Here is an 18,417-nt window from a genome sequence, read left to right as displayed (position 1 = left end):
CCATGAAAACAATGATGTGGCCCTTGTTGGCACTGACCGCCATGGCCAGCGCCGGGGCACAAGGCCAGACCTCGGCAACGGCGCGTTCGGCGCTGGTCATCGGTCTGAGCCAATATGCGGCCAGCACCGGCGCCGCCACATTGGAGGGCGTGCCCCACGATGTGGACAGCGCGCAGCGCATTGCCAAAGCCATGGGCATACCCGGGCAGCACACACGCGTGTTGCGCGACCAGCAAGCCACCAAGGCTCAAATCCTCGAAGAAATCCGGCTGCTGGGTGAACGCACCCGAGAGGGTGGTCGCAGTTTCATTTACTTTTCGGGGCACGGCACCCGGTATTGGGACCCCAGCGTCAAGGGTTGCGTCGAAGGCCTGCTGACCCATGACGGTCAGGCCATCACCCATGCCGAGCTGGCGCAGGCGGCCCAAAAAGTCACCGCCGGTGCCGACAAGCTCATCACCATGATTGACGCCTGCCATTCCGGCGGTGTGGCTTCTGGCAAGGCGGGCACGCGCTCGCTGGGGGGCATTGAGCTCAAACCCAAATTCAGCTTCAAGGCCAGCAGCGCGGCCGATGCCTGCGCGCAGCCCTCGAACATGAAAACCCGCAGCCTGTTGGGCGAAGTCACCCGTTTGGGCGCCTTGCAGGAAAACGTGGTGCAAATCACCTCCTCCCGCCCCGATGAAGTGAGTTTTGACGAACCTGGCAAAGGCGGCTTGGCCACGCAGGGCGTGCGCGATTGTCTGCTGGGCAAAGCGGTCGATACAGATGGCTCCGGAGCGGTGTCGCTCGCTGAAATCCAGCAATGCGCCCAGAGCGTGATTGACCGCAAGCTGCAGGGCGTCAAAGACCTCACGCCCCACCATGTGACTGTGTCCGGCAACCGCAATTTGATCCCTGTGCCCCAGCAGCGGCCCACCCCCGTGGCAGCGGCCCCCGCTGTGGTGACCGCGCTGGCGGCTCCGGTGCCTGCACCAACACCCGCTCCGGTACCAGCACCAGCACCAGCACCAGCACCAGCACCAGCACCGGCACCGGCACCGGCTCCGGCTCCGGCTCCGGCTCCGCTGGCCCAGGTGCCAAGCAGCCCATCTCCGGTGAAGCCGCCAAGTCCATCCCCTGCTGCAGTGACCAGCAGCACGCCCGCCATGCCAGCCCTTGCAGTGGCTGCACCTGCCAACCCACCGCGCCCTCCTGCGGCCGCACCCGCAGCACCCGCAGTCTCTGCTCCTGTCCCCGCACCGGAACCCCTGCTGGCGTCTTTGGCCACCTTGAAAGACATTGAGCAGCAACGCGACCCGCGCATCGCCGTGAACGTGAAACTCAACAAGCCGGTGCTCAAAATCGGCAAAGACGCGCTGGAGATGAGCATCCAGTCCAGCCATGATGGCTACATCTACCTGGTCATGCTGGGCAGCGATCGCAAGAGCTTTTATGTGCTCTACCCCAATGGCTTGGACAGAGACAACCGCATCCGGGCGGGGCAGACTCGCCAATTGCCACGCCCCGACTGGCGGCTGGAGGCGGCCGGGCCTGCGGGCACCGATCACCTGCTGGTGATGGTGGCCAGCAGCCCCCGCCAAATCAACCGCCTGGTCATGGCCGAGCCCAGCGCCACCAATCCGTTTACCTTTGCCCTCAATGACATCGGTGGCCGTGCCGACCTGATCCAGTTTCTGGTTCACAACAAAGCGGGTGACGGCTCCGAGCGTTTCGGCGCACAAATTCTCACCCTCAAGGAAGTGCCATGAAACACCTGAGCCTCGCGCTTGCCCTGCTGCTGACCCTGGCCCCCGTGGGGGCGCAATTGGTGCAACAAGCCTCCAAGGAAGACTTGATCGACAAACTCACGCCGCCTGCGCCACCGACCACGCGCAGCCTGCGCAACATTGCACCCAAACCGGTCACGGTGGATTTGTCCATCCAGTTCGATTTCGACTCGGCCCGTCTGCAAGCGAGCAGCAAACCCCTGCTGGACAACCTCGCCCAAGCCATGAACAGCGAGCGCCTGTCGGTGCTGAAGTTCAAGGTCGAAGGCCACACCGATGCCAAAGGCAAGCCCGACTACAACCAGGAGCTTTCCGCGCGTCGGGCGCAGGCCGTGCAGACTTACCTGGTCAGCCAGAGCGTCAGCGCTGAACGCCTGCAGGCCGAAGGCAAGGGGGCCAGCGAACTGCTGGTGCCCGACAAGCCACTGGCCAGCGACAACCGCCGCGTGCGCATCTCGGTGAACCCCTGATCCTATGGATCCGGCACGCTGAAGTTTGAGCCGTGTGTTGCCCGTTGGGAGGATTTTGTGGGCGCTTGCCAGCCAAGCGAAAAGCCTGTGGTCCACCAGCGTCTGATCGCCAGCAGGGCGAGCTCCCACAAAGTGCAAACTTGAAGTCACCCTGCAGACTTCACAGGGCCGAATCATGAGAAAACGCAGTTGACCGCTTTGAACCCGCTGGAGACTCCCTGTGCATCCTGAACGCTGTGACCACGAAGACGCTCACCTTGTGGGTGACACCGCTACGCACCCGATGGCAACGCCCAGTGGGGGCACTGGCGGCATTACTCGCCGTTGCAGGGGCATGCTGCGGCCTCCTCGCGTCTGGCCATTGCCCCCACATTGCGATCCAAGGCAGCACCCTCGGGCGCGTCCAACTGCGTTTTCTAGGATGAAGTCCACAGTCACTCGCTGGCTCGCAGGCCTTGTTGCAGGGGTGGCCTTGGGCGCATCTGCGGCACAGGCGTTTGAGCTGGTTTCACTCCAGGAGCAGCAGGCTGCCTTGACTGCGCCTGAATCGCTGTCGCCCAAGACAAACCCCGTGGCGGGCGCGCCCATGATTGACATCGTGGAGCCACGCATGGGCAGTGTCATCACATCGCCCACCAGCATTCAGCTGGTTTTCCAGGCCTCGGCTTCCAGCGCTGTGCGGCCAGAAACCTTCAAGGTGCTGTACGGACGCCTCAGACTGGACATCACCCAGCGCTTGCTGGGCGCAGCTTCCATCTCGGCGCAAGGTATTGCCGTCAAAGGCGCGAGCTTGCCCAAGGGTAGCCACCGGCTCTTGCTGAGCATTGAAGACAGCCTGGGGCGTCAAGGTCAAAGACAATTGGACTTTGAAGTCAACTGAAAGCAGGGGTGGGCGCCCAGAACCTGGCAAGCGCCTGCTCCATCCACACCATTTTGAAAACACCTGAATCCCGTCAACACCTGGCTCTGTGGCTTTTGTGGATCACGCCCGCCATGTGGTCGATCAATTACATCGTGGCCCGCACCGCGCCCGGCGTGGTGGAGCCGCACATGCTGGCGCTGGGCCGTTGGGCTTTGGCGGGTCTGATCCTGAGCGTCATCGCGCGTCAAGAACTGTGGCGCGAAAGGCGCAGCACGCTGAAGGCTGCGTGGCAGTACCTGGTGCTGGGCGCATTGGGCATGCTCATTTGCGGGGCCTGGGTTTACAAGGGTGCGCAAACCACCACCGCCATGAACATCGCGCTGATTTATGCCGCCTCGCCCGTGCTGATCGCGCTGGGCGCGGTGCTGTGGCTGGGCGAGCGGTTTTCCTGGCGGCAGGGCTTGGGCGTTGTGATCGCCCTGTCGGGTGTATTTCATGTGGTGGTCAAAGGCCAGTGGCTGGCGCTGGGCCAAGTGCAGTGGGTGGCGGGCGACGGCTGGATTGTCTTGGCCATGGTGGCTTGGGCGGCTTATGCCCTGTTGCAAAAAAAGTGGGCCAGCCCGCTCAGCGCCACCGCTCGGCTGGCCGCCATTTGCATGGGCGGTGTGCTGGTGCTCTTGCCCTTTGCTGTTTGGGAAGGCCTGCAGGCCGATACCCCGGCCTGGAGTTTTCAGGCCAGTTGGCTGGTGCTGATTGCGGCCCTGGTGCCGGGTATTGGCGCCTATGGGGCTTATGGTTTTTGCCAAAAAGTGCTGGGCGCCAGCCGGGTAGCGGCCAGCTTGTACCTGGGGCCTTTGTACGGCGGTTTGACCGCTTGGGCCGTGCTGGACGAATCCATGGGCTGGCACCATCTCATGGGTGCCTTGCTGATTTTGCCCGGCATTTACCTGGCTTCACGCCAGGCAACCGAGACGCCCGAGCCCTGAACCTGGCAGGTAAATGTCGGACTCTGCGAGTGCCGACCAACGGGAAGACCTGCTGTGTCCCCTGTAGGTTGGCACTCGCAGAGTCCGACATGGAATGCAGAGGCCACGACGATGCCTTCGGGCTCCGTAAATGTGTAGGTCGGTACCCGCAGAGTCCGACATGGGATGCAAAGGCCACAACCATGCTGCAAGATGCCCAAGAAAAAAGCCTCCAGAAGGAGGCTTTGAATGGTCCAGTCCGAAGGACGGATCAGATGTAGTGCAGGCGGTTGCGCACAATGCGCGCGGCCCGGCGGCCCATCAAGGTGGCCATATCCTTAGACGCTGTTTGGATGACTTCAGCACGGTCCATGGCGGTTTGCAAATCCTGCATCAGGCGCTCGTCCGATTGGGCCATGGTCCACAGGCGCTCGTCAGCGCGGCGACGCGCCACACGGGCAGACCAGCCATCGAGTGCGATCATCATTTTTTGTGCAAACAGGCGGCTCACACCTCGCAGCGCGCCAATGGCCAGCACGGCCACGGCCCACAAGGCCAGCCAGGAAGCGATGACGTGGGTTTCAGCCCAGTCGTCGATCAACTGGTCGGCCATGACGACCAGACCAGCGACGCCGGCAGCCAGCAAGAAGGTGGCCAAGGTTTTGGTGGAGGTGGCGGGCGCCGCAACAGCGGGAGTGGGCAGGTGGCCCAGCATGGATTTGGTGGTCATGGTCATGATGTTTTTTCCTTTTTAAAAAGATATTTCAGCTTTTATTGCAAACAACTGATAAAAATGTGAACCGAATATTAGGGTTAATACTGGTATTGTTCAACTTTATATTCATGATGGTTATCATTCACATTGGTGATGAATAGATGGATTGACAGAAAAACCCCATGAACTCGCACATCCCGGCCGTATTTCGCACGCTGGACCTGAACCTGCTTCGTGTCTTTGATGAGGTCATGGCCGAGCGCAGCCTGACCAAGGCGGCGCGCAATTTGTCGCTGACACAGCCTGCAGTCAGCAATTCACTGCGTCGCCTGCGCCATGCCTTGGACGACGAACTGGTGCGCAGGCAGGGCCACGGCATCGAGCCCACCCCGCGAGCCCTGGCCCTGTGGCCCAGCGTGCGTGAGGCGCTGCGCCAATTGCAAGAAGCCCTGGTGCCCCAAGCATTTGTGTCTGCCGAGGCCCACAACACTTTTGTGCTGGCCATGGCCGATGCCACCGCCGCAGAGTTGATGGGCGGCCTGGCCCGCCAGATGCAGACCGAAGCACCCGGTGTGTCCATGCGCGTGGTGCCCCTGACCACACGCGATCCGCGCCGACTGCTCAGCGACGGTGCGGCCGACATGGCGGTGGGCTACTTTCCGGCGGTGCTGACCGATTTGACCGGCCGCGCCCAAGCCGGGGAGGCGGTGGCCTTTGAACACCAGCGCCTGTATGCAGGCGAATATGTGTGCGTGATGCGCCAGGGCCATCCTCTGGCCGATGTCCCCATGACACTGGACACCTACTGCGCAGCGAGGCACCTGTTGGTGAGCTTTTCAGGCCGCCCCTATGGTTTTGTGGACGAAGCACTGGCCTCGATCGGTCGGCAGCGCCGCATCGTGCTCACGGTGAACCAGTTTTTCACAGCGGGTCAGGTGGTGGTCAACTCGGACTTGCTGACCGTGTTGCCCCGTCATTTTGTGCCCACCACGGGCATGACCGAGCAGTTGGTGCTGCGCGACCTGCCGCTGGATGTGCCGCCCGTGCACGTAGAGGCTTTGTGGCACCGCAAACAGCAACACGACAGCGCCCACCAATGGCTGCGTGCCCAATTGCTGCAAGTGGCACAAAGCGCATTCTCCGAATCAGGGACACCATGAACATCCAATTGCTGTCGGATTTACATCTCGAATCCAACCCCGGCTTCGAGCCTGTGCCCGCTCCGGGTGCCGATGTGCTGGTGCTGGCCGGAGACATTGGCTCGTACCAAAGCAACTCCGCGCTCAGCGCTGCGGGCGACACCGACTTTGGCCTGGGCCGGTTTTCGCCGAGCCGTGGCTGGCCTACGCCGGTGCTGTTTGTGCCCGGCAACCACGAATACGATGGCCTGGACTTTGACCAGGCCCACAGCCGATTGCAAGACACCTGCGAACGGCTGGGCATCACCTGGCTGGAACGCGAAATGCAAATCTTGCACGGCATCCGCTTTGTGGGCACCACGCTGTGGTCAGACTTTGACGCACTAGGGCCCCTGGCGGGCCAAGTGCTGCCCGAAAAACTGCCCGCACATTTCAGCCACCCCAACAGCCAGTACACCCGCCAGCTCAAAGCCCGCGACAAGGCCTTTCGCGCGGCCAACTACTACTTGCGCAAAACCGGCACCACGCGTGCAGGCCAGCCCTGGCTGGCCGAGGCCATGCGCGAACAGGCCCTGCAATGCCAAAGCTGGCTGAGCGACACGCTGAGCACCCCGTTTGAAGGCCGCACCGTCGTCGTGACCCACTTTGCCCCTAGCCTGCGCAGCGCCGATCCGCGCTATGGCGAGACCCCCGGCACTGCGGGCTTTTGCAATGCCCTCGATGCGCTGCTGCCGCACGCCCAGGCCTGGCTGCACGGGCATTTGCATTGCCCGAGCGACTACACCCACCAAGGCTGCCGGGTGGTTGCCAACCCGCTGGGCTACGCACACAAGAACGAACAAATTCGCTTTCAGGCCCAACAGGTCTTGAGCCTGGGCTGATGCCCACGTCGGGGTCTTCGACCGCCGACCTACGGGGAGGACGGGGCCAGATTTAAAACAGCGGTGACACGGCCCGATACAGCGCATGAAAGCGTGTGTGGCGCTGGCTGTGTGCCGCATGGGCAGTGGCGTTGGGGGTGAAGGATCGGGTCACCGGAGGCGTGATGCACACCGCATCCAATGCGCCGCCGCACGCCAGCCAGGCCAGACGTGCCGCCCCCAGCGCAGCGCCGGTTTCGGCCCCTTCATGCAAGGTCAAGGACAGGCCCAGAACATCGGCCATCAGCTGAGCCCACCAGGCGTTGCGTGCCCCGCCGCCGACCAAAGACAAACTCTGTAGAGCGGGCTCCGAAGTGCCCAGCGTCTGCAAGCCATCACGCAGCCCAAAAGCCACGCCTTCAACCACGGCATAGGCCATGGCCTCGCGCCCGTGAGCGGCCGTCAGGCCCCACCAGCTGGCCGTAGCCAGGGGCTGGTTGTGCGGGGTGCGCTCGCCACTGAGGTAGGGCAAAAACAAGGGGGCGGTGCGCCGGTCTGCTTCAGGCAGTTGTGCAGCCGCCGCCAGCAAGCTGGACTCGTCGGCAAATGCCAATTGCTTGGCCGCCCAGGTCACCGCACTGGCCGCACTCAGCATGACCGACATCTGGTGCCAGCGGCCCGGCAGCGCATGGCAAAACGCGTGCAGGCCCTGCGCCGGATTGGGCGCAAAACGCGCACCGCTGATAAACACCACACCCGAGGTGCCGAGCGACACAAAGCCCTGACCGGGTTGCACCAGGCCCATGCCCACCGCGCTGGCCGCGTTGTCGCCCGCGCCCCCGGCCACCGCCACCCGCTCGGGCAGGCCCCAGCGGTGGCAGAGTTCGGGCTTCAAAAAAGCCGAGACCTCGCTGCCCTCGACCAGACGCGGCATGTGGCTGCGGTCCAGCCCGCAGGCGGCCAGCAGGGTGTCCGACCAGTCGCGCAAAGCGGTGTCCAGCAAGAGGGTGCCTGCCGCGTCGGACATCTCGCTCACGGCCTCGCCGGTGAGCTGCCAGCGCAGCCAGTCTTTGGGCAGCAACACCCGGCGCGTGCGGGCAAACAACTCAGGCTCATGCGCACGCACCCACAGCAGCTTGGGGGCGGTAAAGCCTGGCATGGCCAGGTTGCCGGTGATGCGCGACAAGTCAGGCACTTGCGCCGTGAGCTGTTCGCACTGCGCACCGCTGCGCCCGTCGTTCCACAAAATGGCCGGACGCAGCACCTCGCCTTGCGCGTCCAACAAGACCGCGCCATGCATCTGCCCGGACAAACCCACGCCCTGCAACTCAGACAGCGCTGTTGGGTGGCTGCGCTGCAAACTGTCCATGACCTGCTGCAAAGCCTGCCACCAGCTGGCGGGGTCTTGCTCGGACCAAAGTGCTTGCGGGCGCTGCACCGTGAGCGGTGCATGCGCCGTAACCAGCACCTGGTGCTGATCGTTCAACAACAAGGCTTTGAGTTCGGAGGTGCCCAGATCAAGGCCGAGAAACATGCCGCAAGCTTTCAGAAAAAAATCAGTGCGCCCCGCTGAAGCGCGTGAGCGACTGGCGCCGGAAATCCGAGGGTTTCATGCCCTTGATTTCCAGAAAGCGTCGGTTGAAATTGGCCACGCTGTTGAAGCCCACTTCGTAGCAGATGTGGGTGATCTGCTGGTCGGTGTCCATCAGCAACTGGCAGGCGCGGCTGATGCGCACGCGGTTCACAAAATCGGTGAAGGTGTTGCCCGTGGCCTTGCGGAAAAAACGGCTGAAGCGGCTCTCGCTCATGCCCAAATCGGCGGCCCAGGCGGCGGCAGAATGGGGTTCGGCCAGCTGTTCGGTGATGCGGCTGACCACGTCGTTGATCAGGTCCAGCGAGGTGTCGTCGTTGTCGCTTTGCAGCTGCGCGCTGGACAACAGGCGGTAATCGTTGCAAGCGGCCAAATCGGCCAAAAATTCACAAAATGCGGTGAACCGACGCAGGCCATGTGAGCCCTTGACCTTGTGCCAGTGGGCATGGGCGATCTCGGAGACGCCAAAAAACTCGATGCCGTGGCGTGCCCGCTCCAACAGCGGCAGCACCTCGGCCAGCTCGGGGATGGTCTGGCTGGCCTGCACCAGCGGATCGTGGGCGAACTGGATCACCAGATCGCGCTCGGCCACGCCGCCCTCGGGCAAATCCAGGGTGACCCAGTTGTGCGGCAGGCGAGGGCCCGTCAGCACCAGTTGGTCGGGCTGAAACGGCCCGATCCAGTCGCCCACAAACACCTTGCCCGAGGTGGCGGTGATCAGGTGCAGCTCGTATTCGTCGTGGTAGTGCCAGCGCGCCAGCGGCGTGGGAAAGCCGTGCGCCAGGCAGCGCACAAAGCCCACGTCGGTGGACGACTCGTAGCCCATATTGGGCGAGCGCACCAGTTCATGCTCCAGCTCGGGCTTGATCTGGCGGGGCACGGTGCGGTTTCGGACGGTCATGGCGCAACTCAGGGGCTGTGTAGCCCGTCAGTTTGGCACAGCAAGAGCACCCGTGTGGGCGCTGACAAAGCGGCCCACCCGCTCATGGGCACGGCGCACGGCGTCCACCAGGCGGGGGTCTGCAGCCAGCTCGCCCCACAAGGTGGTGTCGGCGCAAAAGGCCGCCACCGGGTCTGCGGCATCACACATCGCGTGCGCCACCTCCGGCTGCATGGCCTGGTCCTGGTAGGTGTAGGGAATCTGCCCCACATGCCAGCGTTGCAAATAGGCCAGAAACAGCGCGGGCAGCATGGCCACGCTGTCAATGCTGTCGCCACGCGCCAGGCGCTCGCGGATGGTGGGGGCGATGAAGCCCGGCACCTTGGAAAAACCGTCCATGGCCACACGCTGGTTGGTGTCGCAAATCGCGGGGTTGCCAAATCGGTCGAGCACCACATCGCGGTACTGAGGCAGGTTCAGCGGGCAGGGGTTTTCAGGCGTGTCCAGCACGGGGATCACGTCGTCGGTCACGTAGTCATAGGCCATGCGGCGGATCACCGCATCGTGTGTGCCTTCGTGGATGAATTGGTAGCCCACCAGCGTGCCCGCCCAGGCGATGCAGCTGTGTGTGGCGTTGAGCAAGCGGATCTTGGCTTCTTCATACGCATCCACCGAGTCCACCATGTCCACACCGACGCGCTCCCAGGCGGGACGCCCGGCGATGAAGCGGTCTTCAATCACCCACTGGATGAAGCTTTCGGCCATCAGCGCGGCGGGGTCGTTCTGCCCGGTGGCCGCCAGCACGCGTACGGCCACATCGGGTGTGGGCCGGGGCGTGATGCGGTCAACCATGGCGTTGGGGCTGGTGGTGTGGTCCTGCACCCATTTCAGCAAAGCGCTGTCGCCCAGGGCTTCGATGAATTGCAACAGGCCGCTGCGTGAACGTTCGCCGTTGTGGCGCAGGTTGTCGCAGTTCATCAGCGTGACCGGGCCACTGCCGGCCTGCATGCGCGCACGCAGGATGGTAACCAGCGCGCCATAAATGGTGTGGCCCGCTTGGGCCGTCTTGACCGCTTCCAGATCGGCACGCAGGTCCGCAAAACTGACCCAGTCGAGCCGGTTGTGGGCGTCCAGGTAATAGCCCGCTTCGGTGACGGTGAAGCTGATGATGCGCGTGGCCGCCTCCATCCCCACCGCCACCAGCGGGGCCAGGTCGTCCTGGTAGGGGATGACGCGCTGGATGGACGTGACCCGGGTGTAGGTTTTTTCGCCCTGCGGGGTCACGGTCTCGAGCGTGTAGGCACCGCCTTGGGCTTGCAGTGCCGCGATGGTGCCCAGCATGTCGGGGCGCAGGTTGCCAGCGGCGATGCCCCAGCCCAGGTCACCGCTTTGGCGCAGCTGGTGGACATAAACGGCCTGGTGTGCGCGGTGGAAAGAGCCCAGGCCCAGGTGCAAGATGGTGTTCATGGTCAATAAGGAAAGAGGGGTTCTGGAACTCGGTTGAGCAGAAAAATGCGGGTGGACAGGCCATGGCTGCCGCGTGCTGAAGTCTGTACTGAGGCACCCAAACAATGTGTTGTAGGAGCCAGCCCTGCTGGCGATAAGGCGCTTGTGGACCACAGGCTTTTCGCTGGCAGGGCAAGCTTCCACACACTGTTCAAAATCGCAAACCCAGCAGTCAAAAAAGCAAGCGTCATGGGCCGAATCAACAGATTCAAAGGTCGAAATTTGTGGGCATCATGACCACGTCGCGGATGGTCATGCCGCGTGGGCGTGTGAGCATGAACAGCACGACCTGCGCTACTTCGGCGGCGTCGAGCAGGCTGCCGCTGGCTTTGGCGTCAGCCAGTTTTTCAGTGGGCCAGTCGGCCAGCAAAGCGGTGATGACCGGCCCCGGCGAAATCGCGCCCATGCGGATGCCGTGCTTGAACACCTGTCGGCGTGTGGTCTGCACAAAACAGTCGATGGCCCATTTGCTGGAGGCATACACCGGCTCCCAGGGCGTTGGGAAATGTGCCGCCAGCGAGCTGGTGACGATGATGTCGCCCGCGCCGCGCGCGATCATGTGCGGCAGCACGCCGCGCACGTTCTTCATCACCACATTGACGTTGAGGTTGAGCATGCGGTCGATGGCCTCGTCTTGTGCATCCACCAGGTCACCGCCGACATACAGCCCGGCATTGGCATGGAAGATGTCGAGCCGCCCGGCCAGCGCCAACACGCGCTCGGGCATGGCTGCGCATTGCACCGGGTCCAGCAGGTCCAGCACCAGCGGCAGGGCTTGGGCACCCAATCGGGCGCATGCTTTGTCCAGCGCCTGGCTGTCGCGGTCTACCAGCACAACGGTCGCGCCCGCTTCCAACATGGCCTGCGCGCTGGCCAAACCGATGCCCGATGCTGCGCCGGTGACGGCGGCCACCTGGCCGCTCAAAGGGAGTGAGTTGTTCATGGTGGGGTCTGTCTTGAAGAGGCGCAAATCTCAGGTCAGGCTCAGGCGGCGGTCGCGCTGTCGGCGTGTCGCACCACGCGGCCGCTGGGGTCAAACCAGTGGGCATGCTCGGTGGCCACGTCCAGCGTGACCGTGTTGCCCGCCACCAGTGGTGTGCGCTCGCTCAGGCGGGCCACCAAGGTGGCACCTTCGGGTGTGCTGACGTAGACCAGGGTTTCAGCGCCCAAGGCTTCGACCAGATCGACCCGGCCTGCGATGGGGCCTTGCCCGTCTGGGCGCAGCAGCACGTTTTCGGGGCGCAAACCAATAGCGCCGCCTGCAGCGCCTGCGGGGGCCAGCTGCTGCACCACGGGCGGCAGTTTTTCCAGCGGCACCACGTTCATCTGTGGCGTGCCGATGAACTGGGCCACAAACTGGTTGGCCGGTCGGTCGTAGAGCTCCAGCGGCGTGCCCACTTGTTCAATCTGGCCATCACGCAGCACCACCACGCGGTCGGCCAGCGTCATGGCCTCGACCTGGTCGTGCGTCACATAGATGGTGGTGGCCCCCAGGTCGCGGTGCAGCTTGGCGATTTCAACGCGGGTCTGTCCACGCAATGCAGCGTCCAGGTTGGACAGCGGCTCGTCAAACAAGAACACCTTGGGCGCACGCACGATGGCGCGGCCAATCGCCACGCGCTGGCGCTGACCGCCCGACAGCTCTTTGGGCGTGCGCTGCAGATAGGGCGTGAGGTTCAGGATGTCAGCAGCCCGCGCCACTTTGTCCCGGATCACCTCGGCGGGCACCTTGGCCAGCTTGAGCGCAAAGCTCATGTTCTCAAACACACTCATGTGCGGGTACAGCGCGTAACTCTGGAACACCATGGCCAGATCGCGCTGGCTGGAAGGCAAATGCGTGATGTCACGGCCTTCCAGGCTGAGCTTGCCGCCGTCAATCTGCTCCAGCCCCGCGATCAGGCGCAACAAGGTCGATTTGCCGCAGCCCGATGGGCCGACAAAGACGATGAACTCGCCCGGCTCGATGGCCAGGTCAATGCCTTTGATGGCGCGGTGCTCCCCAAAGAATTTTTCAATGCCCTGAAGTTGTAGGTAAGCCATGGTGTGTGATCTCGAAAAAGGTTTACTTGACGGCGCCGAAGGTCAAGCCTTGCACCAGTTGTTTTTGGCTGAACCAGCCGAAGATGACGATGGGCGCAATGGCCATGAGCGAGGCCGCCGACAACTTGGCCCAGAACAAGCCCTCCGGGCTGGAGTAGCTGGCGATCAGCGTGGCCAGCGTGCCGCCTTTGGCCGCCGTGAGGTTGAGCGACCAGAAGGCCTCGTTCCAGCTGAGCACCAGGCACAGCAAGCCGGTCGATGCCAGGCCCCCCATGGCCAGCGGCAGCAGCACCATGCGCACTTCTTGCCAGAGCGTGGCACCGTCCATGCGGGCCGCTTCCAGAATTTCGTGCGGGATGTCCTTGAAGTGCGAGTACAGCATCCACACCATGATGGGCAAATTGCTCAGGGTGAACACGATGATCAGTGCCAGCTGCGAATCGAGCAAATGGCTTTTTTGTGCCAGCACATACACCGGCACCAGCGCGCCCACGGCGGGCATCATCTTGGTGGACAGCATCCACATCAGGATGTCTTTGGTGTATTTGCCTTTGAAAAAGGCCATGGCATACGCCGCAGGCGCGGCGATCATCAGCCCCAACAAGGTGGACACCACGCTGGTGATGACCGAGTTCTTGGCATACAGCAGGTAGTCGCTGCGCTCTTGCACTTCGTGGAAGTTTTCCAGCGTGGGCGCAAAGAAAAGTTCTGGCGGCACTGCAATGGCCTGCAACTCCGTTTTGAAGGCGGTCAGCAGCAACCAGCCCAGCGGGAAAAACAGCAGCAAAGCCACGCCCCAGGCGGCCAGGGTGCGCACCAGGTACGCGGGGGTCAGGGTAGAAGTTCGGGACATGGGCGAGGTCTTATTTGTCGAGGTTTTTGCCGACCATGCGGATCATGAACACGGCCGCGATGTTGGCCAGCACGACGGCGAACAGCGCCCCCGCAGAGGCCACGCCCGCATCAAAGTTGAGCAGCGCTTGCTTGAAGATCAGGAAAGCCACGTTGGTGCTGGCGTCGCCCGGACCTCCCCCCGTGGTGGTGTAAATTTCAGCGAACACGCTGAGCAAGAAAATCAGCTCAATCATGACCACCACCGCCACCGAGCGACCCAGGTGCGGCAGGTAGAGGTAACGCAGTTGCTGGCCATAGTGGGCACCGTCCATGCGCGAGGCTTCGAGCTGCTCACGGTCCATGCTTTGCAGCGCGGTCATGAAAATCAAGGTGGCAAAAGGCAGCCATTGCCACGACACCATGATGATGACGCTCAGCAAGGGAAAGTCGGTCAACCAGTCAATGGGCGTGAGACCGAAGAAGAGCCAAACTTGCGCCAGCACACCATAGATCGGGTTCATCATCATGTTTTTCCACATCAGCGCATTGACCGTGGGCATGACAAAAAAAGGTGCAATCAACAGCAGGCGAACCAGGCCGCGTCCGGCAAAGGGCTCGTTGATCAGCAGCGCAATGGCCACGCCCAGCACCACGGTGATGGCGATCACGCTGCCCAAGAGCAGCACTGTGTTGATCACTGCGGTGCCAAACGAGGGGTCGGTGATGAAAAATTCAAAGTTTTCGAGCCCCACAAAACCGGTCTGGTCAGGCTGCAACAGATTGAAGCGGATGACGCTGAAATAAATCGTCATCACCAGCGGCACGATCATCCACAGGAAAAGCGTGGCCACGGCAGGCGTGAGCAGGAGGCGAGGCAGCAGTTGGGGGCGTGGTCGGTTCATGGGGGGAATCTCTCAACGGGCAGGAAGGCGGCAGAACTGGCGCAGGACCTGGCTGCCCCTTCGTCACCGCTTACGCAGTGGCGCAATTTCAGGCAAAACAGGCAGGCCCACCACCGTGGAGCCCGCCTGTGTTCCGCATAGGCGGTTTACTTGTAGTAACCGGCTTTCTTCATTTCGCGGTCAGCCACAGTCTGGCTGGCCTTCAAAGCGGCATCCACGGTGGATTTGCCGGCCAAAGCCGCGCTCATTTGCTGCCCCACGGCGATGCCAATGGACTGGAACTCGGGGATGGCCGCGAACTGCACACCCACATACGGGCTCTTGGGCAAGGTGGAGTCGTTCGGGTTGGCCGAGTCGATGGCGGTCTTCTCAGCCGATGCAAAGCGTGCAGCCTTCACGAACTCGGCGTTGGCATAGGTGCTCTTGCGGGTGCCGGTGGGTACGGTGCCCCAGCCATTGGTCTTGCCCACCAGGTTGATGTAGTCCTTGGACGTGGCCCAACTGACAAACTTTTGCGCCGCGTCCACTTTCTTGGAACCCGCAGGAATGGCCAGCGACCAGGCCCACAGCCAGTTGGCACCTTTGGGGGTGTTCATGGTGGGGGCTTGTGCAAAGGCCATTTTGTCAGCCACTTTGGACTGTTTGGGGTCGCTCACAAAGGATGCTGCAATCGTCGCGTCGATCCACATGCCGCACTTGCCAGAGTTGGTCAGCGCCAGGATTTCGTTGAAGCTGTTGGCTGCAGAGCCGGGTGGGCCGTAGTTTTTCAGCAAGTCAACATAGAAGTTGATCGCGTCTTTCCAGGGCTTGGACTCGAGCTGTGGTTTCCAGTTCATGTCAAACCACTGACCGCCAAAGGTGTTGACCAGGGTGGACAGAAAGGCCATGTTGTCGCCCCAGCCAGGTTTGCCGCGCAGGCAGATGCCGTACACGCCATTCTTGGGGTCGTGCATTTTGGCCGCCAGGTCCTTGATTTGCGGCCAGGTGGGGCGCTCGGGCACTTGCACACCGGCCTTGTCGGCCAGGTCCTTGCGGTACATCAGCATCGAGCTTTCGCCGTAGAAGGGGGCCGCAAACAGCTTGCCGTCCACGCTCAGGCCATTGCGCATGGCGGGCAGCAGGTCGTCCACGTCATAGGCGGCATCGGTTTTGAGTTCTTGCAACCAGCCTTTTTTGCCCCAGATCGGGGTTTCGTACATGCCGATCGTCATCACATCGAACTGACCGCCCTTGGTGGCGATGTCGGTGGTCACACGCTGACGCAGCACGCCTTCTTCCAAAGTGACCCATTTGAGCTTGATGTCGGGGTTGGCCTGTTCAAAGTTCTTGGACAGTTTTTGCATCTCGATCATGTGGCCGTTGTTGACGGTGGCGATCACGAGTTCGGTAGCGGCTTGGACCATGCCTGCGCTGAACAGCGAGGCGGCGAGGACTGAAGCGAAGCGGAATTTCACAAAGGTCTCCTGATAGGGTGGGATGCGAGCGCAACGGTTGAAGCAACCGTGGGGTGAATTTTCGCGATGAATCACTGCGGAATTTATACAAAAATCGCTGACATCTGTACTTTATTGCGCAAGATGATCGGGATATACCCCGATGCGTGGGGCAAAGTTTGTGTCAAAGATGCCCCTTTGATGGGGCATCGGGCAGCCATGCAGGCGCAATGTGGCTTGCTTGAGCCTGTGGCAACGCTGTGGAGCACACCGGCATTCATGGCCCAAGAAGTTTCAGGCCTTGCTCATGGCGGGATCAAGGGGCCTTGAAACACCATCACAGGCCGGCATTGAGCTCAGCGAGCCGTTCTGGCGTCCCCACATCTGTCCATGCACCCAGAAAAACTTCGCCGCTGACCTCGCCACGGTCCATGGCGGCGCGCAGCAAAGGGGCCAAGGGTGCGGCCACGCCCTGGGGGTTGCCGACCGGCAGGCCGGTGAGGTGGGTGTCAAAAAATGCGCGCTTGTACAGCGCCATGGTGCTGAAGGTCAGGCGCCGGTCCTCATGGCCTTTGGGCAAGTTCAGCACGCGCCCATCGTCTGCCAAACCAAAATCGCCCCCCAGGTTGTGCGCCGGATTGGGCACCAGCCACAGGTGGGCCAGCGCATTGCTTTGGGCAAATCGCGCCATCACGGCGGAGTCAAAACTGAAATCCGGTGCGAACACATCACCCGCCACCACCCAGAACACCTCGTCCAGTTGCGGCAAAGCCCGAACGATGCCCCCCGCTGTTTCGAGGGCATGCCCGAAATCGCGGCCTTCGTGCGAATACGACAAATACACCATAGGCACACCGGGCCAGCTTTTATGCGCGCCGAAATGTTCGGCGATGCGCTCCCCCAGCCACGCGGTGTTGACCAGTTGCCGGGTAAAGCCCGCCCTTGCCAAGGCCTGCATGGGCCACTGCATCAAAGGCTGCCCGCGAACCGGCAGCAAGGGTTTGGGGGTGGTGTCCGTCAGCGGCCGCATGCGCTCGCCGCGACCGGCCGCCAGCACCATGGCCTGCGCCAGGCCATGGGATGTTGAGAGTGTTTGAAAAATGTCATCCATCCCCGAATGGTGCCACGGCCAGGCACCGGTCCACCTTCGACATGACCGCTTTGCTGAAGGGGTCCCGATGCGTCCAACCAATGGTCGATGCAGCATGGCTGCCTGTTCTGTTGGAAAGTCCAAGCACTGGATTCCATCGAAATGACCTGACGATTTTGGTCAGCGGAACAAGGTGAAGAAGCGCGTCACGCAGCTGAAAAGAGCTTGGCGGCAACAGATCCCGATCTTTCCATGACTTGCCGAGCTCTTCATGTCAGAGATTGCGCTGTTCCTTCGCTGCACAGGCTGCGTTCACCAACTTTCTGCATTTTGGGCTTCATAGGGGTTCCAGCGGGTTCAATTCAGTCAACTGCGTTTTCTATGAATCCGGCATGTTGAAGTTTGAAATGTGTAAGACATGTCATCTCGTAGGTCGGTACTCGCAGAGTCCGACATGATGGGTTTCTGCACATGCCCATGTCGGGGTCTTCGAGCGCCGGCTTACAACATCTTTGAGCTTTGAAAAATTCACAGGGCCGGATCAAGAATCATGCAGGCCAACCTCCTTGGGTCCTGAGCGGCTGGGCCAGCGCCAAGTTCCCAAGAGCTGATCCCACAGTGGCACGGAGGTGCCAAAGTTCAACGCCTCATCTGCTTGCGTGCTGTGGTGCCAACGGTGGGCTTCAGCACTCCCTATGACCCATGCCAGAAGGCCGATGTGTCCTCGCACATTGGCATGTACAGCCACGCTTTGCAGCAGCATGAACATCGTTGCCCAGGTCAGCGTTTCGGGGGTGAAGCCCAAGGTCCACCAGATCAGCCCACGCGAGGCTACGTTCCATGCCAAGTTGACTGGGTGAACGCGCACACTGTTGCTGACGTTGATTTGTACTGGGCCATGATGCAGGTGGTGCCAGCGCCAACCCAAGGGGTGAATGTGGGCCCAGCGGTGCAATACATAGGGACCCAATTCACCAAGGACAATGGCAGCAGGCACGGCCAGCACCAAGGGCCAAGCACTGGCCCAGCCAGGGCTGTGACCCTCACTTGCCGCCCATTGGGCAAGCCAAAGGCCACCATGTTTTAGGAGTCCATCGACCAGTGCCGCTGCCAGCAATAAAAGCCCATCGGTGCCCATGTCTTTGCGCGCAGGCCGCCAGTCGATACGGTATGGCCAAAATTTTTCGGCCATGGCAAAGCCAAAAAGGCAGGTGACCAGCCAAATGGCCGTTGTGGTGGTGGGTGACCACATTGCAAGCATCCATGTTCCGAGTGGGAAAAACAAGATCAGTCCAAGCAAATGGGCAAGGTTCCACCGGCCTAAAAAACGTGTGTTGACCTCAACTTTGTGGGTGCGGCGG

At 61.9% G+C, this 18,417-nt stretch carries 18 protein-coding genes; 7 read left to right on the top strand and 11 right to left on the bottom strand.

The annotated features are described in order from the left end of the window. Positions 1–2 precede the first annotated feature (2 nt). The 4 genes from AMM33_RS14550 (at position 3) to AMM33_RS14535 (ending at position 4,087) form a co-directional block, all read left to right on the top strand. Positions 3–1,751: a DUF4384 domain-containing protein gene (locus AMM33_RS14550; protein ID WP_090142022.1), complete on the top strand. Its 1,749-nt coding sequence runs from the start codon at positions 3–5 to the stop codon at positions 1,749–1,751. Next, complete coding sequence (locus AMM33_RS14545; protein ID WP_228768149.1) at positions 1,748–2,239, top strand: OmpA family protein; 492 nt, start codon at positions 1,748–1,750, stop codon at positions 2,237–2,239. Before AMM33_RS14550 ends, AMM33_RS14545 begins: the two co-directional genes overlap by 4 nt. A 421-nt stretch (positions 2,240–2,660) precedes the next feature. After that, a complete protein-coding gene (locus tag AMM33_RS14540) occupies positions 2,661–3,119 on the top strand; it encodes a hypothetical protein (protein WP_090142021.1) in 459 nt (152 codons plus the stop codon). A gap of 53 nt (positions 3,120–3,172) precedes the next feature. Continuing rightward, on the top strand, positions 3,173–4,087 hold the full coding sequence (locus tag AMM33_RS14535; RefSeq protein ID WP_228768148.1) for a DMT family transporter: 915 nt from the start codon (positions 3,173–3,175) through the stop codon (positions 4,085–4,087). A gap of 250 nt (positions 4,088–4,337) precedes the next feature. Here AMM33_RS14535 and AMM33_RS14530 read toward each other — a convergent pair whose 3' ends face one another. Continuing rightward, positions 4,338–4,802 carry a hypothetical protein gene (locus AMM33_RS14530; RefSeq protein ID WP_090142020.1) on the bottom strand — a complete coding sequence of 155 codons (465 nt, stop codon included), beginning with the start codon at positions 4,800–4,802 and terminating at the stop codon, positions 4,338–4,340. A 161-nt stretch (positions 4,803–4,963) separates the two neighbouring features. On the opposite strand from AMM33_RS14530, the gene AMM33_RS14525 reads away from it, so the two are divergent. Continuing rightward, positions 4,964–5,941 (top strand): LysR family transcriptional regulator, encoded by a 978-nt coding sequence (locus AMM33_RS14525; RefSeq protein ID WP_228768147.1) that lies wholly within the window; start codon positions 4,964–4,966, stop codon positions 5,939–5,941. Continuing rightward, complete coding sequence (locus tag AMM33_RS14520) at positions 5,938–6,801, top strand: metallophosphoesterase (protein WP_090142019.1); 864 nt, start codon at positions 5,938–5,940, stop codon at positions 6,799–6,801. Before AMM33_RS14525 ends, AMM33_RS14520 begins: the two co-directional genes overlap by 4 nt. Positions 6,802–6,853: 52 nt before the next feature. Here AMM33_RS14520 and xylB read toward each other — a convergent pair whose 3' ends face one another. From xylB to AMM33_RS14480, 8 genes are all read right to left on the bottom strand, one after another. Next, positions 6,854–8,314, bottom strand: a complete 1,461-nt coding sequence (gene xylB, locus AMM33_RS14515) for a xylulokinase (protein ID WP_090142018.1) — start codon at positions 8,312–8,314, stop codon at positions 6,854–6,856. Positions 8,315–8,336: 22 nt separating this feature from the next. Further along, complete coding sequence (locus AMM33_RS14510; protein WP_090142017.1) at positions 8,337–9,272, bottom strand: AraC family transcriptional regulator; 936 nt, start codon at positions 9,270–9,272, stop codon at positions 8,337–8,339. A gap of 27 nt (positions 9,273–9,299) precedes the next feature. Next, positions 9,300–10,718, bottom strand: coding sequence for a D-arabinitol 4-dehydrogenase (gene dalD, locus AMM33_RS14505; protein WP_194945475.1), 1,419 nt, complete (start codon positions 10,716–10,718; stop codon positions 9,300–9,302). 247 nt (positions 10,719–10,965) lie between these two features. Next, the gene (locus AMM33_RS14500; protein WP_090142016.1) at positions 10,966–11,700 is read right to left on the bottom strand and encodes an SDR family oxidoreductase; all 735 of its coding nucleotides are present in this window, start codon (positions 11,698–11,700) and stop codon (positions 10,966–10,968) included. A gap of 41 nt (positions 11,701–11,741) precedes the next feature. Then, positions 11,742–12,797, bottom strand: a complete 1,056-nt coding sequence (locus AMM33_RS14495) for an ABC transporter ATP-binding protein (RefSeq protein WP_090142015.1) — start codon at positions 12,795–12,797, stop codon at positions 11,742–11,744. 22 nt (positions 12,798–12,819) lie between these two features. After that, entirely contained in the window at positions 12,820–13,650 is an 831-nt protein-coding gene (locus AMM33_RS14490) for a carbohydrate ABC transporter permease (RefSeq protein WP_090142014.1), read from the bottom strand. Between the two features lie 10 nt (positions 13,651–13,660). Next, positions 13,661–14,533, bottom strand: a complete 873-nt coding sequence (locus AMM33_RS14485) for a carbohydrate ABC transporter permease (RefSeq protein WP_090142013.1) — start codon at positions 14,531–14,533, stop codon at positions 13,661–13,663. A 146-nt stretch (positions 14,534–14,679) separates the two neighbouring features. After that, positions 14,680–15,936: an ABC transporter substrate-binding protein gene (locus tag AMM33_RS14480; protein WP_090142036.1), complete on the bottom strand. Its 1,257-nt coding sequence runs from the start codon at positions 15,934–15,936 to the stop codon at positions 14,680–14,682. Positions 15,937–16,053: 117 nt separating this feature from the next. Between AMM33_RS14480 and AMM33_RS14475 the strand changes: the two genes are divergently transcribed. After that, positions 16,054–16,296 carry a hypothetical protein gene (locus AMM33_RS14475; RefSeq protein ID WP_090142012.1) on the top strand — a complete coding sequence of 81 codons (243 nt, stop codon included), beginning with the start codon at positions 16,054–16,056 and terminating at the stop codon, positions 16,294–16,296. A 7-nt stretch (positions 16,297–16,303) separates the two neighbouring features. On the opposite strand, the gene AMM33_RS14470 is transcribed toward AMM33_RS14475, so the two are convergent. Next, positions 16,304–17,077: a nucleotidyltransferase family protein gene (locus AMM33_RS14470; RefSeq protein ID WP_369802447.1), complete on the bottom strand. Its 774-nt coding sequence runs from the start codon at positions 17,075–17,077 to the stop codon at positions 16,304–16,306. Positions 17,078–17,597: 520 nt separating this feature from the next. After that, positions 17,598–18,308 carry a sterol desaturase family protein gene (locus AMM33_RS14465; RefSeq protein ID WP_194945474.1) on the bottom strand — a complete coding sequence of 237 codons (711 nt, stop codon included), beginning with the start codon at positions 18,306–18,308 and terminating at the stop codon, positions 17,598–17,600. Positions 18,309–18,417 lie beyond the last annotated feature (109 nt).

Source organism: Limnohabitans sp. DM1 (assembly GCF_001269385.1).
Classification (GTDB): Bacteria; Pseudomonadota; Gammaproteobacteria; order Burkholderiales; family Burkholderiaceae_C; genus Limnohabitans_A.
This window is presented reverse-complemented; position numbering and strand designations above follow the sequence as displayed.